Below are 24,611 nucleotides of genomic sequence, written 5' to 3' on the forward strand. Positions count from 1 at the left end.
TTATTCCCGCACCAGTGATTCTTCCCGGGGTTCTTCGGCAATCAGCTCCGCTTCCTCCATCGCAGGCACTTGCGAACGTTTTGCATACCGAGCCAGCAGGGCTGGCAGGAAGATGAGATCGCCAAACAGGGCCGAGCCGATCGTCAGGCCGCTCATGATGGCGAAGATCCGCTGGTCCCGCATATCGCTGAAGATCACTGTCGAGAAACCGGCGACCAGGATGACCGTGGTCATGATTAACGCGGTCCCCACTCCAGTAAACGCTCGGCGGATCGCTTCGTCGTCGCTTTCGACCTGCAACTGTTCCTCGCGGAATCGCGTCAGGAAGTGAATCGTATCATCGACGGCAATCCCCAGACAGACCGTAAACGCACAGACGCTGACAATCTCCAGCGCCTGTCCTGTGAAGACCAGGAAGGTTCCGGTCACAGCCAGCGGGAACATATTCGGAATGATCGAAATCAGGCCCAGCCGCAATGAACGGAACGCAATTGCCAGCACAATCAGGATGATGATCGCGGCACTCCCCAGGCTGGATGCCAGGTCGACCACGATCTGATATAGGTTCCGCCACCGCCAGACGGCAGACCCGGTCAACTCAAACCGAAAGTCCGGGTGTTTACCCCCGATCGCCGCCAGCCCCTCTTCAATCCGGGTAAAGGTCGGCCCGTACCGGGCGATACCCAGGTCCTGAACATGAAAGCTGACTGTCGCCTGGTTCCGTTCCGGCGTGTAGAACGCCCGCTTCAAAGGGGGCGGCAACAGATCGATCATCGACATCCGCTCTTCCGGAGGACCTTCGCCCGGCAGCGCAGACAAAATATTCGCAATCGAAATCGGATGACCAATCAACGCTTCCTGGTTCAGCAGTTCATCCACTTCGCTGATCGCGACCAGCACTTCCGGGGAATCCGAGTCGACCTCGTCTGTCCATTTCACTTCAACCCGCGAGTGCTCGAGTCCTCCCATCGCCTGGTCCATATGATTCAGCGCAGTCGCAGCCTCCGAGCCCTCGGGCAGCATGTTGGCCCGGCGTTCATCGGGACGCAGCGTCAGAGAAATCATAATCAGCACTGCCGTCAGGCCGATGCCCACCTTACTGATCCACCCCGCACGTTTCAGCACCATTTCAATAATCACACTGATTCGATTCAGGTTCTTGTCGATGACTCCCTTACCATATCCCACATGAATCGACCGCCCCAGCCAGGTTCGGCAGGCCAGGGGAATCACCGTGACCACAGCGATAAAGGTCAGCAGTACCCCGACCACGCAGCTGTAACCGAATTCACGCACGGTCTCATGATGGGCCAGCGAGAGCGAACCGAAACCGATGGCCGTCGTGACGGAAGTCAAAAAGCAGGCCAGCCCCACTTCCTGAATCCCGCGCCGGGCAGCATCCCGTCCTGACAGACCCGAAGCCCGATGCCGCCTGATCTGGACCATCAGATGCACGCCGTCGGTCAATCCCACCAGGCTCAACAGCACCGGTAGTACTACATCGTTAAACGGGTTGTCCTGAAAATCGAAAAACTGGATGATCCCCATCGTGAGAAACACGCCAAACATCGGTGCCAGGGCGACGATAATCACCGCCGTGATCCCCCGGAACAGAATGATCGCCATCAGCAATATCATCCCGTAACCGATCACCTGGTATTTGACCTTGTTCGCATTATGCGTGCGCACCGCAGTCAGGTAGATGGGCACGCGGCCGGTGGTCGTGAAGGAAAACTTCACATCGGGATATTTCGCAGCAACTTTCTTAGCGACGTCCTTCAAACCGGTCGTACAGGCTTCGTCATCGGTCACGTACATCCATTTGAATTTGACCATCAGCAGAATGGTCTGCGCATCCACTGACAGCAGTTGCCCGCCCACCAGGGGATGCGCGATCGCCTTTTCTTTCGCATCATCAAGCCGCTTCTGCGACGCCCGCTCATTCGGAAGGATCGGCTCCCGCAGGCCGAAAATATTCAGATTGGGAATGTCCTCCAGCCAGAAGACGCTTTGCACGTACTCCAGTGATTTGATCTCTTTCACTATCTCACGCAGTGCTTTGACGCCGTCTGTCGTGAAGAAATCTTTTGAGTCGATCACCAGAATCGTGTCTGCATCTGTCAGACTGATCGGATCGACGTCCGGCGGTGCTTCCCGAACTTTGCGCGGCTTGTCCGGTTTCTGTTGTTGCACCTGGGGAGCCGGTTCGGGCTTCGCGGTAAACCAGTCCCGGACTTCCTGAGGCATGGTATAACCCAACAGCGCAACCCCGCTGAGCAGCAGGATAAAGAGCGTTACCAGCAGGGGATGGTCAACCATCCAGACCGAACAGCGATTGAACGTACGAGACACGCGCGATTCACTTTCTCTCAGCGGTAGATTTTTAAATTTAACTGGCTTGAAATCATCTGGCGCAAAATCTCAGCCAGCAGGAAGCTTACTGGCGTGCCGGGAATCAGAGTTCGTCTCTCTGAATCACTCCATCGCCATTCCTGTCTCGAATACGCCCATAGCGTTGCGTTGCCAGAGGCACTTCTTCCAGATCAACGCGTCCATCGCCATTCTTATCGAACCGTTTGAAGAACGCCTCGATCTGTTCTTCTTTTTTCTTTTTCAACTCCGCATCACGTTTTTTCTGCTCCTCAACCTGTTTCTTCTGCTGTTCGGCTTTGCTGAGTTTTTTCTCGGGCTGCGTTTTCTTCTCTGCTTTGTGTTTGCGCGGTTCAGCGACTTCGAAGAACGCAATCGCCATTTCTTCCCAGGTCTGATCGCCCCAGGTCACATATTCATTCGGATCCGGGTTGAACGGATTCTCTTTCGAATTATCGAATTTCACCGTAAATTCAAGACCGTCCACCTTGTCCAGGGACATCGGTTTGCTCAATTCATAGATGTGCTGCCAGTTGAAATCGTAGTTCGGTACATCGAGCAGAATCTCTTTCTTCTTGTCCTGTTTCGTAAACAGTCGGAATGATTTACCGCGCAGATGCATGTGCGGGGCAATCGCCAGCAGTTCCGCATGCGGGGGAATCCGACGGACTTTCGCCGACACCGGAAAATCACTCGCGTGCGGCGGGATCTCAAACTCCTGATCGATGCCAATCAGCGTAAAGACTTCATGGGTAATCTCCTCATCCTTGCCGAACATCAAGCCGACTTTGGAAATGTCCTCTTCCACCGATCCGTTCGGCGTGTAGTGCATCTGGAATACGAGTTTGGAACCGGCAGGCACCTTGCGCGCCCGGCCAGGCGGAAGCATGTTGATCCGCTGTCCCGGCACATACGCAGTCAGCCAGCCAATCCCGCGGAAATCAGCGCCGTCGGGAGGACGGATAAACACAATCGCATGATGCACCACCGACCGATTCCCCGGCAGGACCTGGGCACCGGTGACCCACTTGTCCTCCTTGAATCCAGGATCCACTACGAAATACTGATATTCCACAACGCCCTCTTTCGGAACCACAAACGGTCGCTTCCGCATTTCATAGACCACTTCCGGAACCTGGGGCAGGTGCCAGCCTTCGCGGAACTTCGGCAATTCCGGCAGATCCTTGATATCGCCATAAGGCATTCCGCCGGCCACCCATTCCCGCAGGATCTCCTTATCTTTCTCTGACATGAACCGGGCGTTCGCGTAATGACCATACTTCGGGCTGGCGTGCCAGGGGGGCATCCGGCCATCTTCAATGGTCTCCAGCATCGTATCTGCCCAGCCCCGGACTTCATCGTAGTCCGTCAGGCTGAAAGGTGCGATCTCACCTGTGCGGTGACATTCCACACAGTGACGGTGCAATACCCCCGCGACTTCCTTACAGAATGTCAGTTTTGTAGTCACTTCATTCTGCTTCACACGGCCGATGAAACAGCCGTTCGGTTTGGTCTCGGTCACTTCAATTGGTTTGCCCGCGAGCAGCTGATCCAATGCATTCTTCAAATCATGTGTAGTGGTCTCTGCCCGGGAGATTCCCGGCAGGTACTGATTATCGATCCGACCACGATACCGGACGGCCAGCTGCTGATCCAGTACAAAAACTTCAGGTGTGCGCACCGCATGAAAACGATCGGCGACCTCATTGTTATAGTCCTTCGCCATCGGGAATGAGATCTCGTACCGCTTGACGTATTCCTTCACATCTTCCAGCGAATCCTGCTGATTGCTGTTCACGCCGATGAACCGCACGTTCTTTGATTTGTAAGCAGCCTGCATCTCATTCAGCTTGGGACCATACAGCCGGGCCAGCGGGCATTCGGCTCCCAGGAAGCAGACTACGGTCGCTTTCTCCGCAGGGACAGCAGCCAGTTCGACCACTTTACCGCCCGCGGTTGGCAACCGAAACGTGAGTGAAGCATCCTTTGCTGATTCCGTTTTCTCCAGCGCCAGCAGGGGACTGGTAGATAACAGAACCAACAAAAACAGGGTTGTAAAACGACTACGTAACATGCAGCGATCCTTCCTCCAGAACTGGTCATGACGGGAGCGTCCATTCTATCAACTGCCCGGAAAGCCCCGCAACCCCGGTGTACGGATTTGAGCCCGACCAGATTGATTGCGCACTTTCCTTTGGATATACTCGACGTAACTCACAATGGTTTCAGATTTTGGTGATTCCTGCAAATTTAACTTCATCTGAAATTCATACCGTTCACGGCAGTGTGCTCCTGAGGAACAACATAGGAAGGGTCAAAGTGAAAGCTCCACGAAGCGGCGGCGGTTGGAAGGCGATTAAATACAGTCTGACTCTGGCCAACAAAGTTGGCTGGTGGAAGCTCTGGAAAGCCATGCGCACGAAAAATGCCTGCAAGACCTGCGCGGTCGGCATGGGCGGGCAGAAGGGGGGCATGGTCAACGAAGCCGGGCTGTTCCCCGAAGTCTGTAAAAAATCGTTCCAGGCGATGGCAGCCGATATGCAGCCCGCAGTCGCCAATGACTTCTTCGCGAAATACAACATCGACCAGCTCCGCTCCATGTCCTCTCGCAAGCTCGAATACAGCGGTCGACTCACTCAACCACTGCTGCTCTCGCCCGGCGAAAAACATTACAAGCCGATCTCCTGGGAGGAAGCCTTTGATCTGGTCGTCGACCGACTCAAAGCCGCCGGCCCGGAACGCACCTTCTATTATGCCAGCGGCCGCTCCTCCAACGAAGCCGGCTTCCTCTTCCAGTTGATGTCCCGCCTGATGGGCACCAACTTTGTTAATAACTGCTCCTATTACTGTCACCAGGCCAGTGGCGTCGGCCTGGGTTCGAGTATCGGCACCGGGGCCGGCACAATCCGCCTGGAGGACCTCGAACACACCGATCTTTACATCCTGATCGGCGCGAACCCCTCGTCGAATCATCCCCGCCTGATGAAAGCCTTCATGGAAATTCGCAGACGGGGCGGCAAGGTCATCGTCGTCAATCCGGTCAAGGAACTGGGGCTCGTCAATTTCAAGGTTCCCAGCGACGTCCGCAGTCTGCTGTTCGGATCCAGCATCGCTTCCACCTATGTGCAACCCCACGTCGGCGGCGATATGGCGCTGTTGACCGGCCTCTCCAAAGATGTCCTCGAACGCAACGGACATGACACAACCTTCATCCAGGCGCACACGGAAAACTTTGAAGCCTTCAAGCAACAGGTCGAGAACACCAGCTGGGACGACATTATCGCCCAGAGCGGCGTCGACAGGGATACCATCCGGCAGATTGCAGATCAGTACCTCGCCGCCAAAAACGTCGTCATCGGCTGGTGCATGGGGATTACGCACCACTTGCACGGAACCAACAGCGTACAGTCGATCGCCAACTTTGCCTTGCTCCGCGGCATGGTCGGTCGCCGCAAAGCGGGTCTTATGCCCATCCGCGGGCATAGTAACGTGCAGGGCCTCGGTTCGGTCGGCGTGGTCCCCGGCATGAAAAAGGCAATGCTGGAACGGTTCGAAAAACAGCTCGGCATCCAGGTTCCCACCACGCCCGGCTACGACACGATGGCCTGCATGGAAGCCTCCCACCGGGGCGAGATCGACTTCGCTTTCTGCCTGGGAGGCAATCTCTATGGTAGTAACCCCGATACGAAACACGCGCTCGAAGCGATGAGCCGCATCAAAACCGTGCTCTATCTTTCGACCACGCTGAATACCGGTCACGTCTGGGGAACCGGCGAAGAAACTCTGATCCTGCCCGTACTCCCCCGCGATGAAGAACCCGAGCCGACCACGCAAGAGTCCATGTTCAGCTATGTCCGCATGAGTGACGGCGGCAAGTCCCGGTTCACCGGCCCCCGGAGCGAAGTCTCGATCCTGGCGGCCATCGGCCAGAAACTGTTTGCCGGCGATGACCGCATCGACTGGAAAAAACTGGAGAGCCACAGCGCCATCCAGGAACTGATCGCCGATTTGATCCCCGGCTACGAAAACATGAAAGAGACACTCCAGTCCCACAAGGAATTCCACGTCACCGGCCGCGCCGTCGAAGAATACAAATTCCCCACCGAGAGCGGCAAAGCCAAGTTCCACGCCCTCCCGCTGCCTGATCTTTCCGTTGAAGAAAATGAACTGCGGCTGATCACCATCCGTTCCGAAGGCCAGTTTAATAGCGTCGTCTACGATGAAGAAGACATCTACCGCGGACAGGAACGCCGCGACGTCATCCTGCTGAATCGGGCCGACATCGATCGACTCGGCCTCAAACCTGATCAGCGCGTGAAGGTCAAAAGCGAGGCAGGGGAGATGCCCTATATCCTGGTCCGCGAATTCGACATCCGTGCCGGCAGCGCCCTGATGTACTACCCCGAAGCCAACGTCCTCGTTCCACACACAGTCGATCCCTTGTCAAAAACTCCTGGTTTCAAATCGACGCGGGTCACCCTGGAAGTCGAAGCAACGGTTTAAGCGTCTGTCATTTGATTGCCTGATGAAGCACAAAACCGAAACGCAAACCGGTGTTGCAGCAGTGGTATGTTACAGCCTGGGTAGCTCCGGCTGCTTTGGCTTCGCAGGAATTCTGCTTTGCAGTTCTTTTATAAAAGCCTGATCGCCTCCTTCGATAGGTGAAAGGTACAGGAAAAACAGTTCTCCATCGACCGTATCAATTTCGACAATCGTGTCATCGATGTAATTACCTTCTTCCACGATGATCACATCTTCAACGTCTTCATACTTAGCCGCATAGACTCCTAAAACTCCGTCAACCCGCTCATAGGATATGACCCGCTGATCCGTCAGCAGATTTCCGTCATCTGAAATCGATGTAACTCCAGTTGAATAGAAATACAGCACGGTTTCATCCGGAGCAATAATCCCCTCATCAACGAGCATTTGCGAATCACTTTGTGATAACTCGCTACCTGCCACGACCTCAGGGGAAACCATTGTGCCACTCTCAACCATCACCCCCAGGACAACCAGCCCCAGCATGATCGCGACAGAGGGGATCACCAGCGCGATAAACAGGAGTGGAGTAGATCGATAAGTGGGATCTGCTTCCCGACGGATTCGATGGTAAGCGAAGGAGCCTCGAATGCCTTTCCAGTAGAAATAAAGCCAGATCACGGTAAACAGGAGCCCTGTAGGTCGTCCCAGCGTCATCATTGTGTAGAGCTTAGCCAGAATGAAATAGATCACGAGTGTGACTGCGGCCGTCCTTGAATAGAACCGCAAACCGATCCCGCAGGCCAGTACCAGAGCAACTTCAACGAAATTGAGGGGGTCTGCAAACTGATCGAAAGCCCCGCCACGGCCAGAAAACATCGCAAACAGGATGACCAGGAAACTCATCCCCGCCGAGATAAAGGCCGCAATAGATGCCTGCTTCACATCGTGCGCTGCAGCATCCAGTCCGGCTTGATCAATCTGATCTTCCGATTCGAATTCCAGCTCGTCTTCGAATTCCAGTTCGTCTTCCACACCACTTTCCCTGATCTGATTTCAATGACTGATATTCCACAGATGTCCAGATCATTAAACCGAATTCAGATGAACAGCACAAGCATTGATTCACAATTCAACGAACGTCTGCACTGGAAAACAGGCGAATCCGAAATGCCTAAGTCCACGCCAGCCCCTCCGGCAACCGGGCAGCTGAATAAACCACATGCAACACACGACGCCTTAGTGGCAACTGGGAACTGCGCGATCGATGCACCAGCAGGGGGTTCATAAATAGTATTTCACCAGCCTCAACCGGACAGAGTTGAAACTCCGATTCGCTAAGTAAAGCAACTTCCTCTTCAGTGAGCCGTCTTTGATGACTGCGGGGAACGACCTCCAGCGCCCCATTTTCACCGGGGCATTCATCCAGGTGCACGCGCACCGCCAGCATCTGCTGAAAGACCTCCAGCGGCGGCTCCACGTATTGCTGTCCCGCTTTGACAGACCAGTTGGTCCATTCCGGATCTGTCGACTGACCATTAATCGGCACCTGCAGATCCTGATGTGGCGGAACGAACCAGTTGGCACCGGGCCGCTTGTCAAACAGCGTCGCGCTCACCAGTGTGGCCGATTGCCCCAGCGCATCGCACGCCAACTCCCTGAGTGCCCCCGCTGCGAGCAGTGATCGCAGACCTGGCAAAACCAGGTGGGCATTGCGGATCGCATAACGGGTACCGCTGCGCCGCTGTCGAAAACTTTCCTCACCGGCAGAATTCAGCACGGCCTCCAGTTGCACCAGCAAGTCCCGGGACAGAGGCTCCTGCAGGATCTGGTAACCATCGCGGTCGATATCAGCAGTGGAGTTCAATGACATTTCCCTCTGTCCCGCCTGGTGTTCTTCGCGTTACGTATTCGAATCAGGTTGTGTGAACAGGAATGCTATCAATCGGGACGGATCGTTCAAGCCCAGTTTGTACATATCTAACGGTCCGGTATGTTCATGTCCCTACAGACAGTAATGATATTCCGACTCAACGATACGCCACCAGAAACAGCCGCCGAAATGGAAATAAAACGTTCCCGTTCTGCTGCAGCGGATAAGCTTCCGCGTAGCGTTTCAACAATTCACCTTCGAAACGGGCGCGTGTTGCGTCATCCGGCAACGCTTCCAGGTAAGGCCGCAATCCCGTCCCCCGAAACCATTCCATGATCGACTTGACGCTCTCCATGATATGGATGTACTCGGTTTCCCAGAGCTCGATCTCAGAACTCAGCGGCGACAGCAGATCGTAATAGAACGATCGCGATTCACAAGCCAGCGCCTGCCGTGCCGCTGTGGTCTGCTCCCGCCAGTCCGGCAATTCGGACACCTCAACCACACAGCGGTGCAGGGGAGACTCGTAGTGCGCGGGCAGTTGCACCGCCAGGGCACCGTTCGGCTCCAGGAAACTCATCAGCCGGGGAAAGATCGTTTCATGGTCCGGCACCCACTGCAACACCGCGTTCGAAAACAGCAGATCATACCGCTCTTCCGGTTCCCAGCTGGTAATATCCGCCTGGAACCAGCGCTCGTCAGGCTGAGACTCCCGCGCGGTTTCCAGCATCTCAGCCGAACTGTTCAGGCCGCTCAGCTCCGCCTCCGGGAAACGCTGCGCCAGCACCGCGGTACTGTTCCCCGGGCCACAGCCCACATCCACAATCCGCCGGGGGGCTTCCAGCCACACCCGTGCCGCCAGGTCGATGGCTGGCTGCGTCCGCTCACGCTGAAACTTTAAATACTGATCCGCATCCCAGACAGGCATTGATCGATATCCCGCTAGAGGCTCTCACTCAAAAATTCTCGACATCCATATGACAGGAAAACAACCGCTCAGGTTCGCGTTCCTGCCCATGCAAAAAAGACCAGTCATTACCAATTCACAGGGATAATTTTCAGTTCGGAAACAGTCCCATCTTCCATCACCCAAACCGTAAAAATATCTTCCGTCTTCTTATCATCGGGCCCCTGAATCTCTTTAAAATTCACTCCCCAGGCCTTCATCGATTGGAATTTCCCATCAGCTCCCACACTCAGCGGAAGTTCGATTGCTCGACAATCCTGAAACTCAAACTGAACCGGATCCGTTCCCGGAGTGACTTTTACCTTCTTCAACAGTTCCTGAAATGCGGCGCGCCCTCGTTCCTCAATCTCCTGTTGGCTAAGCGTTTTCTGCTTTTTATAATTCTCGGGCAACTTGAGTTTCAGAATGGAACACAACCACTGCTTTTGACCAAATGTAAAATAGGTATCGAACTGATATAAATCCGGAGCAATCACTTTCCCGCGGGCTGTCACCACAGCCCGGTACTCGAGAGGTGGTCCCGAAAAACCACCATAATTCGGATTCAGTTCCCAGTCCACCTGCCACCGATAGCCAATCCGTTTCATTGAAACGAGACTGGCTTCTCGACAGGAAAAATGGAAATCCGGTTCCAGACGCAAATTAATCAGCGCCGTCAATGCTTTGTCTGGCTTCGTACGTCGAATGACCGTTGCGACCGGTACCACATCTTTCAGTTCGACAGGCGGCGAATCCCGCTCATCAATAACGCGTTCAGGGTACGAGATCATCAGCGTACCTATCGTACGGGATGTTTTCTGATCTGCATCGGGAATCAGTTCAGCGACCGATAAATTAGGACCAATAAAGAGTAACCACCGTCTCAGCATCGGATCAACACTTTGTTTCCTGTCGGGATCTCCCCACGCAGACGATGCCGCAGCCGCCATGAAGAACGTGAGTAAAACAATCTTCCGCATCGTTCAATTCCTGTCCCGTTCGTCGATCGGCCGTAAATCAGCCACCGTGCCGTCCTCTTTGCCCCAGACAGAGAACAGCTCCTGAGGCGTTTTCAGTTTCTCTGTCCGTACATCCTGAAAATCGATATCCCGCTAGAGGCTCTCAGACGAAATAATACGATATCGAGATGAAAGACAAACAACGCCACAGGTTCGTTTTCAAAGCTTTACCAAAACAGCCGCACACTACCATTCCCGGGAAAAGAGCTTTAGTTCAGAGACAGCTCCATATTCGGACACCCAGACGGTAAATAATTCCTCAGCTATTTCTGCATCCGCTTTACGCACCTCCTTAAAGTTAACCCCCCAGACTGTCAGAGATTTCACTTCTCCGTCCGCTCCCACGCTCATCGGTAAGTCTACTGTTTGGCAATCAATAAACTCAAACTGCACCGGTTTCTTTCCCGGCGTGACTTTTACTGTACTCAGAAACTTCTCCAGCGCCTTTCGCCCCCGTTTCTCAATCTGCTGCTGAGTCAGCTTCTTCTGCTGTGGTTTCGGCTTGAGATTCAACTGGAGATTCGAACACAGACTCTCTCTCCAGTCAGATAAACTGTACGCATCGTAAATATAGAGATCAGGCGGGATCAGTTTCCCGCGATCCGAAACCAGGGCCCGATAGCGATAAGGTATCCCTGAACCCCCTCCGGGGCTTAGAAAAAGTGTCCAGACCACTTGCCAGCGGTAGCCGATCTGTTTCAGAGAAACGAGTTCTACCTGCTCATGATGGAAAGCATGATTATAATGTAATTGCTGATTGACGAGTGCTTTGAGCGCCTTATCGGGAGCGACAAGCTTCATCACTTTCGCAACAGGTACTACCGCTTCCAGAGCGACGGGAGGTGGATCTCCTGCATTCCGATAAGGCACAGGATAAGCAAAAATCACATGTCCGATGTCAAACGATGTCTCCGGGTCAGCATCAGGAACCAGATCAAAGAGATTCGGGTCGGATCCATAAGAAAATTCTCCGTTATCAAGCATGGGATGGGGAGGCTGTTCCTCATCGGGATCTCCCCACGCAGACGGTGCCATAACCACGATGAACAGTAACAGTAAGACAATGTTTCGCATGGTTCAATTCCTGTCCCGTTCGTCGATCGGCCGTAAATCAGCCACTGTTCCGTCTTCTTTGACCCAGACCGTAAACAGTTCGGGAGGCGTTTTCAGTTTCTCTGTCCGCACCTCCTGAAAATTGACCGCCCAGACGTGCAAATACTCAGTCTGCCCCTCCGAGTTCAGACTCCAGGGCAACTTCGCTCTCTGCAGATTCACAAACCGAAACTGAAACGCTTCGGCTTTGTAGATCTCATGCAGCCTGTCGACCATCTTATTCGAATGCCTGCCGTGCCCGTTTCTCGATTTCAGCCGGATCCAGTCGCTTCCGGGGCCGAATATCTGCCGCTTCCAACTTCAGCTTCGCACAGGGCCAGATCCGGGGACGCTCGGTTTTCCGGTACAGGGGATTCTGTTCAGGATCGATCTCCGGTTTCGGTAACAATAACGGGACGGTATCGATCAGATAACGATCATGCGGAATCAGGGCACCTTGCGAATCGACCAGCACCGGGATCTGCTCTGGCCCTTCCGACAGCCCCCCCAGGACTGGCAACATTTTCCAGATCACCGTCCACTCAGATCCCACATTCATCCAGTTCGTAAGTTCCGCCTTTTGAAACTGAAACGTCTGTTTCTGTCCCAGTTGCTGATTCACCAGGGCCCGAAAGGCCGCGTCCGGTTCCGAAACAGTGACTGCTATACCAACCCGCACCAGGGAGTCCAGCTCCACGGGTCTCTCCCTCTGGCCACTGCGGAGCCAGGCATCAGGGTCGTAAGCAAATATCACATGGCCCAGTCGAAATGTCAGTGCAGAGGAACCATTTCGCTCAATTTCACGGAGACTCGGCATCTGCTCGGCATTCATCTTCCAGTCTTTAAATGCCGTATGCGTCTGCGCAACGGCAGCAACTTCACCAGTAACAATCAGTGTCAGCATCAATAACAAACGTTTCAATTTCCTTCCTCCCCAGATGCGGACCGCCCTGGACGGTCGCGCACTACACTTACTTTTCCTGTTGCATCCCCTCATCCAGCATACCGCGAATCGCATGGGCCAGTTCCCCCATTTTGGTCGGCTTCTGAATGACTTTACTCCCGTTGACGATCGCCGATTCAGGAATCTTTTCTGCGATGCCTGATAGATAGATGACCTTTAAACCGGGACGCACCTGGGTCAAACGTCGAACCAGTTGTTCGCCATTCATGGCAGGCATATTGAAGTCCGTACATAACAGCGAGATCTGCTGCTCCTGACGCGCAGCAGCCTTGATCGCTTCCTCCGGTCCCAGGGCTCTGATCACCGTATAACCCAGTCGCTCCAGGAGAGCCGACACCGTCGACAGCACCGTCGGTTCATCATCACAGACCAGAATGGTTTCGCTGCCACCTGTCACCGGTTCCTCTGCGACAGCTTCCGTCTCCTCTTGATCCTTCACATTGACGCGTTGATGCTGTGGTAAATAAACCTGAAATTCCGACCCTCCGCCTGGTTCACTGGCCACAGTAATAAAGCCTCCAATCTCTGCCAGGTTGCGATGCACTGTAGACAGCCCCAGCCCGGTTCCTTCTGTAACGGGCTTGGTTGTAAAAAACGGTTCAAAAATATGCGAGACAATCTCGGGCGCCATCCCGCACCCGTTATCTGTCACCGACATGAGCGTATAAGCCCCCGGCAGGCATTCTGCATGATCGGCAACCATCTTCTCTGTTACATTCACATTCTGCGTCTGAATCCGAAGCACCCCGCCTTCCGGCATGGCGTCCCGCGCATTGACCACCAGGTTCATCAGGGCCTGTTCGATCTCACCTTCATCCCCCCAGACCAGTCCCGTATCCGGACACAGATTTAAACTGAGTGTCACTGACTTCCCCAGGATTCTCTGCATCATCTTCTGATGACTGGAAATCAGGGTATTCACATCAAACCAGGCCGTATTGGCAGCTTTCTTCCGACCGAATGCCAGCAACTGTTTGACCAGTTCTGCGGCACGCTCACCTGATTTCTGAATATCACGCAACGGTTCCCGAAACCCTTCCGGAATCTCATGCTCCGGTGTGAGCAGTAACAGATCGGCATTCAAATTAATCCCCACCAGAATGTTATTGAACTCATGGGCCACACCGGCCGCCAGCTGCCCGATCGCTTTCATTTTCTGGCTGTGCTGCAGTTGCACCTGCATCTGCCGATTCAGCTCCTCGGTCTGTTTCTGCTCCGTGATATCCTTGACCATCAGCAGCAGCAGAGGTTCATCGGCACTCTCAATCATACACGCGGAACACTGGATGATTCGTTTTATGCCATCATTAATACAGAAAGGCGTTTCCTGCTCATAAACCATATCGTTTTCGTGCACCCTGTGGAGAATCTCATCCCAGCTGCCCGTTTCCGGAAATAACTTGAGTTCGTGGATTGTCTTTCCAATGATCTGCTCCCGTGAATAGAGCGTGGTCTTCAGGAAGGACTCATTCACATCAATCACGCGTCCCGTATTAAAACTGAGAATGACCTTTCCCATCGGATTGAATTGAAATACTTTGGAGAACCGTTCCTCCGATTCCTGCAAGGCCCGCTCATTTTCCTGGCGACGGACCTCATTCCGATAAGCGGTCAACAGGGTCCCCGCGGTCACCAGCAGCGGTTTCAAAAATTCCACAAACGACGCATCATAGCCTGCAGGCCGATTGGCCAGCCCGGCGACTCCCGTCAGTTCCCCCTGCGAAACGACAGGTAACACCAGAAACGATTTCATGCATCCCGCGGCACCATTCTGCATCGCGTCCCCAGCAGGGCGATCATCGTGGCTCTCATCAATGATCAGGGCCTCTTTGCTGGAGACAATCCGCTCAAACAGTTTCTGCTGCTCAAAAAACTCCCGCGCTGCATGTTGCAATCCCACTTCACATTCGCCTGTCTCTGAACCCACAGGCCGAAAACAGTTCGCCCGAGGGATTAGTTGGTACGTCCCTTCCTCTGACTTCTGGACCTCAACAATAAAGCCGGCTTCACTTTCCGAGATATTCAGAAATGTGTGTAACAGGTCTTCAAAGACCTTGTCAGGATTCGCATCTGAAATGTATTGAGACAGCAGAGTGCGAATTGATTCAATCAGATGAATCGACCGGCGCAGCTTTTCTTCATACAACACCTGCTGGGTAATATCAGTCCGGACGCCTGAGATGCCCCCCTCTGCTGTCTTATGTTCCGAAATCATTAGCCAGCGACCATTCCCCAGTTGCTGACGAAAACTGCCCGAGGGATTCTGATGCTGCCGCACCCGTTCCTGCACCCACTCTTCTTCGCGGCCAATGGCATCCGCCACCTGTCCCCGATAAGCTGAAACACGGATGTGATCCTCAAACCTCTGCCCAGGCACCAGTAGATCGGCACTCTCCCTGTAGACTTCCATATATTTGGAATTACACATCACCAGCCGATCCTCGGCATCGTAGATGGCAAAGCCCTCTGTCAGCGACTCAATGGCCTCCAGCAACTGCTGGCGGAGCCTGCTCGATTCCTGCTCGCTTTTGTGTAAATCTTCTTCGATCTTGACATGTTCGATGGCAATTGCAGCCAGGTAGACAGCCTGCTCAATCAGTTGCTCATGGAACTCAGTCGGCGCGCAGGGCTCGTGATAGTAAATCGCAAATGTCCCCAGAACGGCTCCCGTTGAAGATCGAATCGGAGTGGACCAGCAGGCACGCAGATCAAATCGCAAGGCCACATCTTTAAAGTCCTTCCAGAGAGGGTCGGTCTCGATATCCGTCACAACAACCTGCTGGTTGTGATAGGCAGCCGCACCGCAAGAACCCACATTCGGGCCGATGAGAGCACCATCAGTGAGTCGGACATACTCCTCAGGCAGGTGAGGAGCCGCCCCGTTACGCAACCGGCCCTCTTCATCGAGCAACAGGATCGAACAGAACATATCATTGCTTTTCGATTCCAGATATTCGATCAGCGTTGTCAGGGTATCAGTCAGGGAGTTCCCTTTACTGATCAGCTCCAGAATCAGCCTGATCTCAGGTAAGGTTTCTGTTGACCGCTGCACAAGCACCTCACTCCCATCATGATCAATTGTCTTTGGGAAATCGGATGAATGAGGATCTACATCACCTCATCTCTACTCTGCTCTGCTACCTTCATGCTCTCTGCTGCTGATCTCACCGCTCTGATTAGTATGGGACATTCTAATCCGAATTAGATTTCGTCCAATACCACTTTGGGATTCCGTTGATATTTCTCTGCTGATCCTATTTTCCGCTGCTTAAGCACGATTCTTGAGCAACCCAACCTGTCAGGGGCAGAATCTCACCTGAGCTCAGGCTGCCGGAGCCGGGTCAGAAAACCGCTCAATCCGCGGGATCCGAACACCAGGCAGAAACCCAGCAGCAGCCGACAGGCCACCGCCACGCATTCCGACTGCAGCGTCAACGGGATCTGGGCATAGTGACTCGCCTGCTTCAACTGGAACAACTGATACAGTACTTTCCCCAGATCGGTAATTCCCCAGGTCAGCACCAGCAGCCCCACGGAAGAAAACAGCACCGACTGCACCTGTTCCAGTGTCGGTTTGGAAGGGGAAGACGCTATTTGTCCATCCGGCAGCAGGTATTTCACAATCGTGCCGGCCCCGAACCAGAGCATACAGGCAGCAATCGTATAAAACGTGAACGGCATCAGCTGCAGATAAAACATAGCCGCCGTCGATGCGGGAAACTGAGCCCCCGATTTCCACGCCACAAACGTCATCATGAATGAAGCCACTGTTTCCAGTGCCTTGATCGCGTAGTACAACCCCACCAGTCGACAACCAATAAACGCCACATCTTCTTTCTGCATGAAACCCTCTCCTGCCATACCTGGGCCAGCTCCTCTGCCTGCTTTTGAATACTTCTCTCATTTTATCAGAAATCAACCACCAGTGTGAGGCCTGTATTTCACATGAAATCTGAATCATGCAAATCGTCTGACCCGCTTCCCAGCACAAATGGGTAATCCCTAATGCAATTCGGGGCGAGCATCGCGAGCAGGAAACTGACAGAACACCGTTTCAAATGGCCCCCAATAACTCCTACCCCCTGAGCAATCGGGTGCCACTGTCGGCTTGCCCGACAGTGCTGTTGCTCTAAACATATCCCACCTCACAGATCCTCCCTGACTACTGAATAAACTGGACTGGACCCGGAACTGCGTCTGGCCAGAATGCCTGGTTATGCGTCGCGCGCGAGCAACGACTTTTTTGACGGGAACATTCAGAACCAATGCCACAAACACACTACAAAACCCGCTGGTTTCAGCACGATTTGAAAAACAACTGCTCATCAATGCACTCCGTTTCTTGCCAGTTTTTACCACTTTTCTCCCGTTTTTACCGCATAAGACCCGCTTAAAACCATTCAAGTCACGTTTTAGCACCCGGTCCCGCAAAACAGAGAAAAGCAGCTCAATCAAAATCAAAGGATACTCCCGGATACAATCCAGAGTGGTCGCAGACCACAGGAAACTGTCAGAGACTCCGTTCGATTCCGGCAGATTATCTCCACCCAAACGGGGTGCCATCCATGAGGAAGCTTCTGTCAAGACCGTAGTGAGAAGAACGCGGAATTATCCAACCATCCATCCGGCATCACTCGCCTTGGCGAGGCGCCACAAGACAAATTACGGTGACTCCCATTCACAGTTACGGCATCACAGTGTGCCATGGCACCCGTCGGGATGTCACCTGAATCCCACTTTCGATCTCAACGTGAAACTTAAGTCCGACACAACTCTTTGAATTTACTTATCGAAACTGCAGTCGCTCAGACTGCCAGGCTCCGTTCTTTCCACAAGGTTCCATTTTTCAACATGGACCACATCACACGCACCAGGTAATGCGATGTGGCTACAATCGCAATCTTTTTCCTGTCTTTTTCCTGTCGATGAATCCGCTCATAATAGGCTTTAATCGTCGGTGAATATCGAATCCCCTGCCAAACTGCTTCGGTAACCAGGTGCCGGACCTCTGCACATCCTTCGCGCGTGATATGCCCCAGTCGATTAGTACTCCCTGACTGATCCTGGATCGGGATCAGACCGAAGTAGGCCCCCACTTTCTTACTGTTGGCAAATCGATGCGGGTCATCCACAAAGGCCACGAATGCCTCAGCAGTGCGTAAGCCGATGCCGGGGATACTCTGCAATTGCTGCACGGCAATGTTCTCTTTCGAATAGCGGGCCAGTTCCGTTTCAACCAGCCTGGTTTGCCTCGTCAGTGTTTCGATCTCTTCTACCAGCATGTTCCGTTTCAGATTTTGCATCGGCTGTTTCAGATCTTTCTGTTTTAGCCATTCCATCCCCCGTATGGTCCAGAGACCAAACTCTTTGGGAACCCTGCAACCAACACTTCTCAGAAGCGAGCGAATTCCATTTTTAGCCCGGGTCCGTTTCTGAATCAGTTTGCCTCGGAATGTAATCAACTCTCTCCAGGCCCGCACGTCTGCAGTCGGGACATGAACGGTCGGAACTTCATCGAGAAACAACAGTTTGGCCAGTTTCTCTGCGTCCGCACGATCATTCTTTTGTTTGGAACGAAAAATCAGTTTCAACAGTCCTGGATGGGCCACGGCAACACGAGAAGCAATCTTACTCAGAGCTTCAAAGTAGATGCCATAACCGGTACTGGCTTCAAAACAGACTTCGCATCGTCCTTGCAGGTTCATCAGAAATTTAATCACATCATCCAGGCATGGCAGCTGACACCGCTGCAGCAGCTTACCATGCTTATTAAGTACACAAATCGTAATATGCTTGACATGCACATCCAAACCAACATACAACATCATTGCCTCCGGAGGTGAGATTTCGTGAAACAGATTGTGAACGAACTTGTTCCACGATAATCGATCCGACGGAGGCTTCCTACATAGTTTCACAGTTGGCTTGCCCAACTGTGCTGTCACCAATACATCCCACGACATAATCAAAGGGTAAGCCCGGATGCAATCCGGGCCGAGCGCAGGAGGTCACAACTCCCGCGCGATTCAATTCAGCCCCCATTATAGCGATTGGCGCGCCACCACCGAGATGAACCTGGATCACTACTTGTCTAAGATCAGGCCCCTGTCATCAATCACACCAACAATGAATCATCAACCGGCAATTGGTAAAAGTTCTATCGACACTAATCAGAAAAACCATAAAGACGAACGCCCAGTTGACTTGCCCAACAGTGCTCAAGCCAAAACTCTCCCACCAGCCCCCAGACCACTCAGGCCTGAAACGCGGCACGCTGTGCAATCAGTTCCGACAAATCCCGAAACGTACGCAGCTCTCCGAAGTCGACTCGTGCATTAGGGGCTTTTTCATCCCCCCAGGTATCTAAGTTCAACACCAGATAAAATATCAGGCAAAAGAGTAATAAAACTGGAAAACGGCTAACGAACAAGAATCCAATCATCAGCGGCAGGTGCAAGAATCTTCGAATCATCTCTCTACGAAACTTGCCCCCATCATCGATCTCCACATCCGGGAGAGCCCCAGGCGCCAGCCGGGCAATGGGCCCCAGGAACGCATCGGTGTAATAGCGGGTGTATTCCTTTAATAAACTAGAAGGTCCGATTTCACTCACTTCGGCCCCCTCTGCCGCCAGCAGAGAACGAACCGCCAGAAAGGCTGAAGCCGGTTGGCAGTTTTGCCCACAGATCGAAACTAGAGGAATCTGCGGCATCGTGGTCCGCGAGGCAATCAGCTCACAGAAATCGAGCGTCGTTTCGATATGGGAAGTAAACAGCACATCAAACCAGTCGGTTCCCCACAAATCAAACCACTGGAGCGTTGAATAGAAGATATCATCACCACTATCGCAAGCACAGGCCTCGAACAGAGTTTCCACCGGCGAATCCAGCGCCACGGGAATAAAATCGGGATGAGTACAGGACAGCGCCCCCATTCCGCGTCGAGAATGATCCAGCAGCACCGCCAGCACATACTCCGGCGTCGCCGGCACTTCGACAATAGAGGATAAACGTTTCAAAGGGTCACCTCCTTTAGGGGCTCTCAACTGGTTCGGCACTGTTTTCAGGCAACCTCAGGTGCCGAAACAGCCGCCGCAGAATCGCCTGTGCAACCAGGATCACAATCACGACTCCCACGACCAGGTACAGAAGCATCTGTTTAACTACCGTGTCCATGGAAACCGGAGTCAGACTCGTCGCATTGCTTGCCAGAATCGGCTCATCCGCGTAAGTCTCTGAAAACTGCTGATTCAGATCCAGGCCAGCGGACAGCCACTTTGATTCGTCAACAGCAATCTGCTGAAATAATTGCTCCGCCTGTTCGATTTCCTGTTTGAGATCCGCCTCAACGTCACTTAACTCAAAATCGATGGGAGCAGCCAGCGCTGACTGTGCTTTTTTCCGATACTCCCGGGAGGCAGCCGGATCCTGAACCTCATACGATGCTGACAGATAAGCCCGGGCCGCCAGCATTCTGTCGTATTGATCTTCCTGCTCTGCCAGCAGCAAATCTCCCAGGGCTTCCAGCAGCGCGGGGGAGCGATGATTCCCGAACCACATCATCCCCATCACCCCTTTATAGGCTTCCCGCAGTGCAGACAAACGGTTTTCGTCACCGATCTGCTGCCTGCGAAGCACATACTCAGCAAACCCACCCTCGCCGGCAGCCTCACCCTGAGAGAGGGGGAACTGGTACCCCCGGTCCTGTTGTGCCAGCACATACTCAACCAGATACTTCTGATAAATCTCGCGACCAAAATGGCCATCCGGGTTTATCTCCAGCGCGCGGTCAATGTGTGTCAGGCCCTCTGTATATCGGCCCGCGTGAATCAGAAACGTCCCCAGGTTCGCCTCCGATTCATAACGTCCCTCCCGGGGCCAGCGTTTTATTTTCTCCTGGATGAGTTCAATCGCCCGATCATGTTGCCCCAGCTTTTCATAAGCGACCGCCAGGATATCATAATCACCCGGACTCCGATCCTCGCGAGCAGTTTGACTTCCCCGCTCGATCCGCCACTGATAATAAGCTTCTGAGTGTCTCAGAAAATGACCGGCAATCAGTTCACGGGCCACGGGAAACCGCTGTTTTTCACGGGCGATCGTATTACTGTCCCACAGACAGGCGAGCAGGGGAGTCGGCACCAGCAGTACACAGATCAGCATCAGCACCATTCCCGTTCGCATTGTTAATGCTCCTTTGCATAAGCCCCCATGCCTCCGCGCTTACTCCCAGTCTTCGGTCGCTGCTTCGAAATGATCGACCTCAAATCGAGCTGCGCAGGCGCGACTGACCGTGATCACCAGCAGGATGGCTGCCAGATCCAGGAACACCGCGCAGGCATCGGCAAAAATGGTGACCTCCGACTTTGTCAGCAGTTGATCCAGCGTATCAGACTTTGTAACAACCCGGGTTGAAATCCGGGCCATGATACTGGCCAGGATCCAGGCAAACCACCAGAGCGGCAGTATCTTCCCGTCATTGGGACGATTGATAAACACCTCGTAGATTTCCCTCATCGCCTGGTAAGGTTTCCAGAGGTTGACGATCGGAATGAAATACCAGCCAACCGCCCAGCCGGGGGAATATCGAAGTTTCGCATTTTCAATGCTGTGCGCATTCCTGCTCATACGATATACCCATACCAGGAAGACGACACCTACGAAAATGGAGGCTCCCAGTTGTGCGCCGCCGATGACTATCTGACGCTCATTGTGAATTCCTGCCTCTACCGCAGTCACTTCAGCGCCTTTCTGCGCCGCAAGAATCATTCCATGCATCATCACACTACTGCCGACAGCCACACAGTTCAACACGGCTGACAGCTCGATCAGGAAAACTAAAAATCTGGAAAAACCAGATTCATTCCGGTAAGCAAATACGCTCATCTCAGTTCCAGACTCCCCGCATTGCCTCTCCGAGTCAATACTTCATCCCCTCGCCACTCACATCCCACTCTGAAATACACCCCGGAAGAACTGCACCGCCCCAAAGATAATCGCCCCCCAGGCCACCACATACGTGCCCCCTTCAGAGGCAGTGGAATAGGTCAGCGCGGTCACCACGATTCCGCCGATACACCACAGGGCACCGAACATCATGTGTTTCTGGGCGGCTTCTTTGGTCTGTTGATCGCGCAGTTCATTCAGCTGCGAAACAATGATCCCCGCCGACTCCGCATCGACACCTTTCTCCATCAGGGCCGACTGAATCTGCTGATTCGAGGCACCGTCCCGCATCTGTTCTGCAGCAAACTGGTACAGCGCCTGTACGACTTCATCCTGCGTCATCGCTTCTGCGTTACTCATAGCTCATTCCCCCTGATGTGATTCGTTTGTATTCTGAAAGAAAGGCAGAAGGCCCCGTTGCGCTGACGTCCTCCTTCAAGGTCTGCACTGGAACCAGCACAGAAGTACTCACATTTATATCATACTGATCACGGGTTCAAAAACAATTTCAGAAAGAAACGCCCTGAATCTCCGGAAAACCGAAAGTTCACGCCGCCCCGGAACTGCAGGATCCCGGACCTGCAGGATCATTGCATATGCTCGCGCAGTGTTTCCGTGTTCTGAAAAATCGATTCCACGCACTCGCTCAAATCTTCGGAAGCGATATGCGAATGCCCGATATTCACCAGTTGTGAGTGCACGGACTGATCCTCTTCATTGATGAAATGTTCAAACGCAGCCTCGGCCAGTCCCTGGGCATATTTGGGCCCCACTCCCAGAGCGGCCAGCTGCCCCGCCACACTGGCATTGATGTCTTCCACATCCATTAAACAGATGATCCGCCCCAGAGCAAACGCATAACCATACAACGTAAATCCCAGCACCTGCACCATCAGCTCGTCTTCCAGCACCCACCGCGGGTCAGATATGACCGCTTCAACCAGTGGATCCGTTTTGTCTTCCAGTCGGCCTAACAATATTTCCCCCTCTGTCTGATCTCAGTAACAACTCCGTTTTCATACACGCAGTCCACAATCCCGTGTGCTTCCACAAACCCTTTATCTTTGAGGTGAAAGGAAAACCTGACAAACAGACGCCCGTTTTCCTCTCGAACCACTTTCCCATACAGGAACACGGTCAGGATCGCCGTCATGCCGTCCAGAAAAGTCCAGCCGCGTTCCATACCGGCAAAACATTCATCCAGCACGCGTTCCTCGCATTCCTGTAACTGCGACCGGTATTTGCGTGTCAGATAGATCGATCGAAAAAACGACAGCACAACTCAGTCTCCCCGTCCCTCTACAAAGTGCGACAGGCGGCTCAACAGCTCTCTCACCGTCCGGGACTGACTTAAGGCTTCATCATCCACATCAGCAATGAGAACTGTAACTTCTCCCTCCAGCAGCATCACCAGTTCTACTAAAACCAGTGATTCAAAATCAAGTTCGCTTAACCGGGTCTCCAGAGTCAATGGTTGGGAAAAAGAGAGTTCGATCGCCGTCCGCTCACGTTCCCAGAACTCCAGCAGCAATTTCGCTCCATCCATCCGGCAACCGCAGGACCGGCAGCAGGCTTGTTCTACAGCGTCATGCATTTCCTGCGTCACTGGAGCCCCACATAGCGGGCAATGGTCCGGCACTCCCGCAGGCTCCCGCGAGACAGAATTCATTCCGTTTTTGCTTTCACTGGTTTTTCTTCCGCAGGTTTTTCTTCCGCAGGTACCTGGGGCGGCCCTGCAGGTGGCTCAGGCTTCTGCGGCGGAGGTTCTGCGTTACCGGCAGGTGGTTTGGGTGGTATCTTCGGCGGAACCTGGGTTTGCGCCCCGTTCGCCGAGGGCGTCTGATTTTGCTCCTGTTTCTGATCTGCCCTCTGGTTCGGCTTGTCATTCCCTTCATTCGGCTTATTATGTTCGGCAGAACCAAAATAGAAGCCTACGATCGTCCCAAAGATCCCGATCAGAATGATTAGCACATCCTTGGCTTTATCGAGATCATTCTTGCGAATCGCGACGTAGGCCAGTCCCCCCGCCACAGCCATGGTCCCCAGGCAGAATACAATCGTAATGAGATTGCGGGCATTATCAGGATGGGCTTCCAGTAAATTCATCAACCAGAAAATCAGTAACGCAGGCAGGCCGATGGCAGCGATCACCAGATACAACAGAACGGCACGTGCACCACCACTCGATTTTGTATAAATTTCGGCCAGCGAAATCACTTTGGGAGTGCGGTGGGGCGATCGCTGTTCCAGCGCCACGATCCGTTCCGGCAGCTCGCTGAATTCGTCAGTCTGGAGCAATTCTTCCAGCGCATCCACTCGACTGCGCAACGCGGCAAACTCTTCATCAGATACAGGCATGATCGACTCCTTACACAGCGGGTTCCAGAGCAAGGTCGTAACATCTGATAGAGACTAGTGCCAGCTTTAAAGTATCGCCTCCCTTCCCGGACTTCAAGAAATTTATAGAGAACAGGGCTCTCTTCAAGAAAACGTCCATCAGAACTGATAACATCACCGGGTGCCCCTGTCAGCTTGCCCGACAACGAATACCAGACAGTTTTCATCCTGCTAAAAAAAGAGCAGGGGAGCACCGGAAACAAACCGAACTCATATCCGTTCTTCAGCATCCTGTCTCTGTTCCAGACGCTCCCATTCAGGAGAAACCTCCTGCACAACAAACGTCTGCTCCTCTTCTCGATAACAATACTGGCAACCACAGTGCGGACAGATCGCATCAACGGTACGGACCAGCCTTAGTCTGATTTCCGAATCATTTTCAGATCTGATTTTTTCTACAATCTTTGACCAGCGCTCATCTGCCAGCCGAATTGCCTCCGCTCCGATCACTTCCCCGCATTGCTCACAGACAAACCGACTCGCCAGTTGTCTGCGTCTTCGCTTCTCAACCTGATCCTTTAAC

General features: G+C 53.3%; 22 protein-coding genes. 1 reads left to right on the plus strand and 21 read right to left on the minus strand.

Translation table 11 applies throughout. From position 1 onward, the window contains the following. Positions 1 to 2,352, minus strand: a complete 2,352-nt coding sequence (locus Enr10x_RS09780; RefSeq protein WP_232093292.1) for an efflux RND transporter permease subunit — start codon at positions 2,350 to 2,352, stop codon at positions 1 to 3. A 103-nt stretch (positions 2,353 to 2,455) separates the two neighbouring features. Further along, positions 2,456 to 4,444 (minus strand): redoxin domain-containing protein, encoded by a 1,989-nt coding sequence (locus Enr10x_RS09785; RefSeq protein ID WP_232093294.1) that lies wholly within the window; start codon positions 4,442 to 4,444, stop codon positions 2,456 to 2,458. A gap of 245 nt (positions 4,445 to 4,689) precedes the next feature. Between Enr10x_RS09785 and Enr10x_RS09790 the strand changes: the two genes are divergently transcribed. Beyond that, complete coding sequence (locus Enr10x_RS09790) at positions 4,690 to 6,873, plus strand: FdhF/YdeP family oxidoreductase (RefSeq protein WP_197997554.1); 2,184 nt, start codon at positions 4,690 to 4,692, stop codon at positions 6,871 to 6,873. Between the two features lie 69 nt (positions 6,874 to 6,942). Here Enr10x_RS09790 and Enr10x_RS09795 read toward each other — a convergent pair whose 3' ends face one another. The 19 genes from Enr10x_RS09795 to Enr10x_RS30265 form a co-directional block, all read right to left on the minus strand. Next, positions 6,943 to 7,887 (minus strand): hypothetical protein, encoded by a 945-nt coding sequence (locus tag Enr10x_RS09795; protein ID WP_145448901.1) that lies wholly within the window; start codon positions 7,885 to 7,887, stop codon positions 6,943 to 6,945. A 139-nt stretch (positions 7,888 to 8,026) separates the two neighbouring features. Next, entirely contained in the window at positions 8,027 to 8,725 is a 699-nt protein-coding gene (locus Enr10x_RS09800) for a phytanoyl-CoA dioxygenase family protein (protein WP_145448902.1), read from the minus strand. 157 nt (positions 8,726 to 8,882) lie between these two features. After that, positions 8,883 to 9,653 carry a trans-aconitate 2-methyltransferase gene (tam, locus tag Enr10x_RS09805; RefSeq protein WP_145448903.1) on the minus strand — a complete coding sequence of 257 codons (771 nt, stop codon included), beginning with the start codon at positions 9,651 to 9,653 and terminating at the stop codon, positions 8,883 to 8,885. Between the two features lie 107 nt (positions 9,654 to 9,760). Then, positions 9,761 to 10,651, minus strand: coding sequence for a hypothetical protein (locus Enr10x_RS09810; protein ID WP_145448904.1), 891 nt, complete (start codon positions 10,649 to 10,651; stop codon positions 9,761 to 9,763). 225 nt (positions 10,652 to 10,876) lie between these two features. Further along, positions 10,877 to 11,764: a hypothetical protein gene (locus Enr10x_RS09815; RefSeq protein WP_145448905.1), complete on the minus strand. Its 888-nt coding sequence runs from the start codon at positions 11,762 to 11,764 to the stop codon at positions 10,877 to 10,879. A 3-nt stretch (positions 11,765 to 11,767) separates the two neighbouring features. Then, positions 11,768 to 12,019 carry a hypothetical protein gene (locus Enr10x_RS09820; protein WP_145448906.1) on the minus strand — a complete coding sequence of 84 codons (252 nt, stop codon included), beginning with the start codon at positions 12,017 to 12,019 and terminating at the stop codon, positions 11,768 to 11,770. Position 12,020: 1 nt separating this feature from the next. Beyond that, positions 12,021 to 12,704 carry a hypothetical protein gene (locus tag Enr10x_RS09825; protein WP_145448907.1) on the minus strand — a complete coding sequence of 228 codons (684 nt, stop codon included), beginning with the start codon at positions 12,702 to 12,704 and terminating at the stop codon, positions 12,021 to 12,023. Positions 12,705 to 12,753: 49 nt separating this feature from the next. Beyond that, entirely contained in the window at positions 12,754 to 15,798 is a 3,045-nt protein-coding gene (locus Enr10x_RS09830; RefSeq protein WP_145448908.1) for a GAF domain-containing protein, read from the minus strand. Positions 15,799 to 16,058: 260 nt separating this feature from the next. Beyond that, the gene (locus Enr10x_RS09835) at positions 16,059 to 16,589 is read right to left on the minus strand and encodes a hypothetical protein (RefSeq protein ID WP_145448909.1); all 531 of its coding nucleotides are present in this window, start codon (positions 16,587 to 16,589) and stop codon (positions 16,059 to 16,061) included. Positions 16,590 to 17,551: 962 nt separating this feature from the next. Continuing rightward, a complete protein-coding gene (locus tag Enr10x_RS09840) occupies positions 17,552 to 18,574 on the minus strand; it encodes an IS110 family RNA-guided transposase (protein ID WP_197997555.1) in 1,023 nt (340 codons plus the stop codon). Between the two features lie 425 nt (positions 18,575 to 18,999). Continuing rightward, positions 19,000 to 19,764 carry a hypothetical protein gene (locus Enr10x_RS09845; protein WP_145448911.1) on the minus strand — a complete coding sequence of 255 codons (765 nt, stop codon included), beginning with the start codon at positions 19,762 to 19,764 and terminating at the stop codon, positions 19,000 to 19,002. 13 nt (positions 19,765 to 19,777) lie between these two features. After that, a complete protein-coding gene (locus Enr10x_RS09850) occupies positions 19,778 to 20,929 on the minus strand; it encodes a hypothetical protein (protein ID WP_145448912.1) in 1,152 nt (383 codons plus the stop codon). 39 nt (positions 20,930 to 20,968) lie between these two features. Then, the gene (locus Enr10x_RS09855; protein WP_145448913.1) at positions 20,969 to 21,631 is read right to left on the minus strand and encodes a DUF4328 domain-containing protein; all 663 of its coding nucleotides are present in this window, start codon (positions 21,629 to 21,631) and stop codon (positions 20,969 to 20,971) included. A gap of 57 nt (positions 21,632 to 21,688) precedes the next feature. Then, positions 21,689 to 22,051, minus strand: a complete 363-nt coding sequence (locus Enr10x_RS09860) for a hypothetical protein (RefSeq protein ID WP_145448914.1) — start codon at positions 22,049 to 22,051, stop codon at positions 21,689 to 21,691. Between the two features lie 227 nt (positions 22,052 to 22,278). Then, complete coding sequence (locus Enr10x_RS09865) at positions 22,279 to 22,668, minus strand: hypothetical protein (RefSeq protein WP_145448915.1); 390 nt, start codon at positions 22,666 to 22,668, stop codon at positions 22,279 to 22,281. Beyond that, positions 22,662 to 22,970 carry a hypothetical protein gene (locus tag Enr10x_RS09870; protein WP_145448916.1) on the minus strand — a complete coding sequence of 103 codons (309 nt, stop codon included), beginning with the start codon at positions 22,968 to 22,970 and terminating at the stop codon, positions 22,662 to 22,664. The genes Enr10x_RS09865 and Enr10x_RS09870 overlap by 7 nt, the downstream gene beginning before the upstream one ends. Before the next feature lie 3 nt (positions 22,971 to 22,973). After that, positions 22,974 to 23,360 carry a hypothetical protein gene (locus Enr10x_RS09875; RefSeq protein WP_145448917.1) on the minus strand — a complete coding sequence of 129 codons (387 nt, stop codon included), beginning with the start codon at positions 23,358 to 23,360 and terminating at the stop codon, positions 22,974 to 22,976. Continuing rightward, positions 23,357 to 24,049, minus strand: a complete 693-nt coding sequence (locus tag Enr10x_RS09880; protein ID WP_145448918.1) for a DUF805 domain-containing protein — start codon at positions 24,047 to 24,049, stop codon at positions 23,357 to 23,359. Before Enr10x_RS09880 ends, Enr10x_RS09875 begins: the two co-directional genes overlap by 4 nt. A gap of 249 nt (positions 24,050 to 24,298) precedes the next feature. Then, positions 24,299 to 24,611, minus strand: a 313-nt coding sequence (locus Enr10x_RS30265) for a hypothetical protein (protein WP_232093296.1), incomplete at its 5' end; no start/stop codon positions are given.

Origin of the sequence: Gimesia panareensis (genome assembly GCF_007748155.1) — a bacterium.
GTDB lineage: Bacteria > Planctomycetota > Planctomycetia > Planctomycetales > Planctomycetaceae > Gimesia > Gimesia panareensis.

Bases quoted from the DNA above. Each gene is read 5' to 3' on its own strand.
- Enr10x_RS09800 (WP_145448902.1), bottom strand. From the start codon at position 8,725: ATGTCATTGAACTCCACTGCTGATATCGACCGCGATGGTTACCAGATC.
- Enr10x_RS09820 (WP_145448906.1), bottom strand. From the start codon at position 12,019: ATGGTCGACAGGCTGCATGAGATCTACAAAGCCGAAGCGTTTCAGTTT.
- Enr10x_RS09875 (WP_145448917.1), bottom strand. From the start codon at position 23,360: ATGAATTCTGTCTCGCGGGAGCCTGCGGGAGTGCCGGACCATTGCCCG.
- Enr10x_RS09855 (WP_145448913.1), bottom strand. From the start codon at position 21,631: ATGAGCGTATTTGCTTACCGGAATGAATCTGGTTTTTCCAGATTTTTA.
- Enr10x_RS09810 (WP_145448904.1), bottom strand. From the start codon at position 10,651: ATGCGGAAGATTGTTTTACTCACGTTCTTCATGGCGGCTGCGGCATCG.
- Enr10x_RS09880 (WP_145448918.1), bottom strand. From the start codon at position 24,049: ATGCCTGTATCTGATGAAGAGTTTGCCGCGTTGCGCAGTCGAGTGGAT.
- Enr10x_RS09850 (WP_145448912.1), bottom strand. From the start codon at position 20,929: ATGCGAACGGGAATGGTGCTGATGCTGATCTGTGTACTGCTGGTGCCG.
- Enr10x_RS09815 (WP_145448905.1), bottom strand. From the start codon at position 11,764: ATGCGAAACATTGTCTTACTGTTACTGTTCATCGTGGTTATGGCACCG.
- Enr10x_RS09840 (WP_197997555.1), bottom strand. From the start codon at position 18,574: ATGATGTTGTATGTTGGTTTGGATGTGCATGTCAAGCATATTACGATT.
- Enr10x_RS09785 (WP_232093294.1), bottom strand. From the start codon at position 4,444: ATGTTACGTAGTCGTTTTACAACCCTGTTTTTGTTGGTTCTGTTATCT.
- Enr10x_RS09860 (WP_145448914.1), bottom strand. From the start codon at position 22,051: ATGAGTAACGCAGAAGCGATGACGCAGGATGAAGTCGTACAGGCGCTG.
- Enr10x_RS09835 (WP_145448909.1), bottom strand. From the start codon at position 16,589: ATGCAGAAAGAAGATGTGGCGTTTATTGGTTGTCGACTGGTGGGGTTG.
- tam (WP_145448903.1), bottom strand. From the start codon at position 9,653: ATGCCTGTCTGGGATGCGGATCAGTATTTAAAGTTTCAGCGTGAGCGG.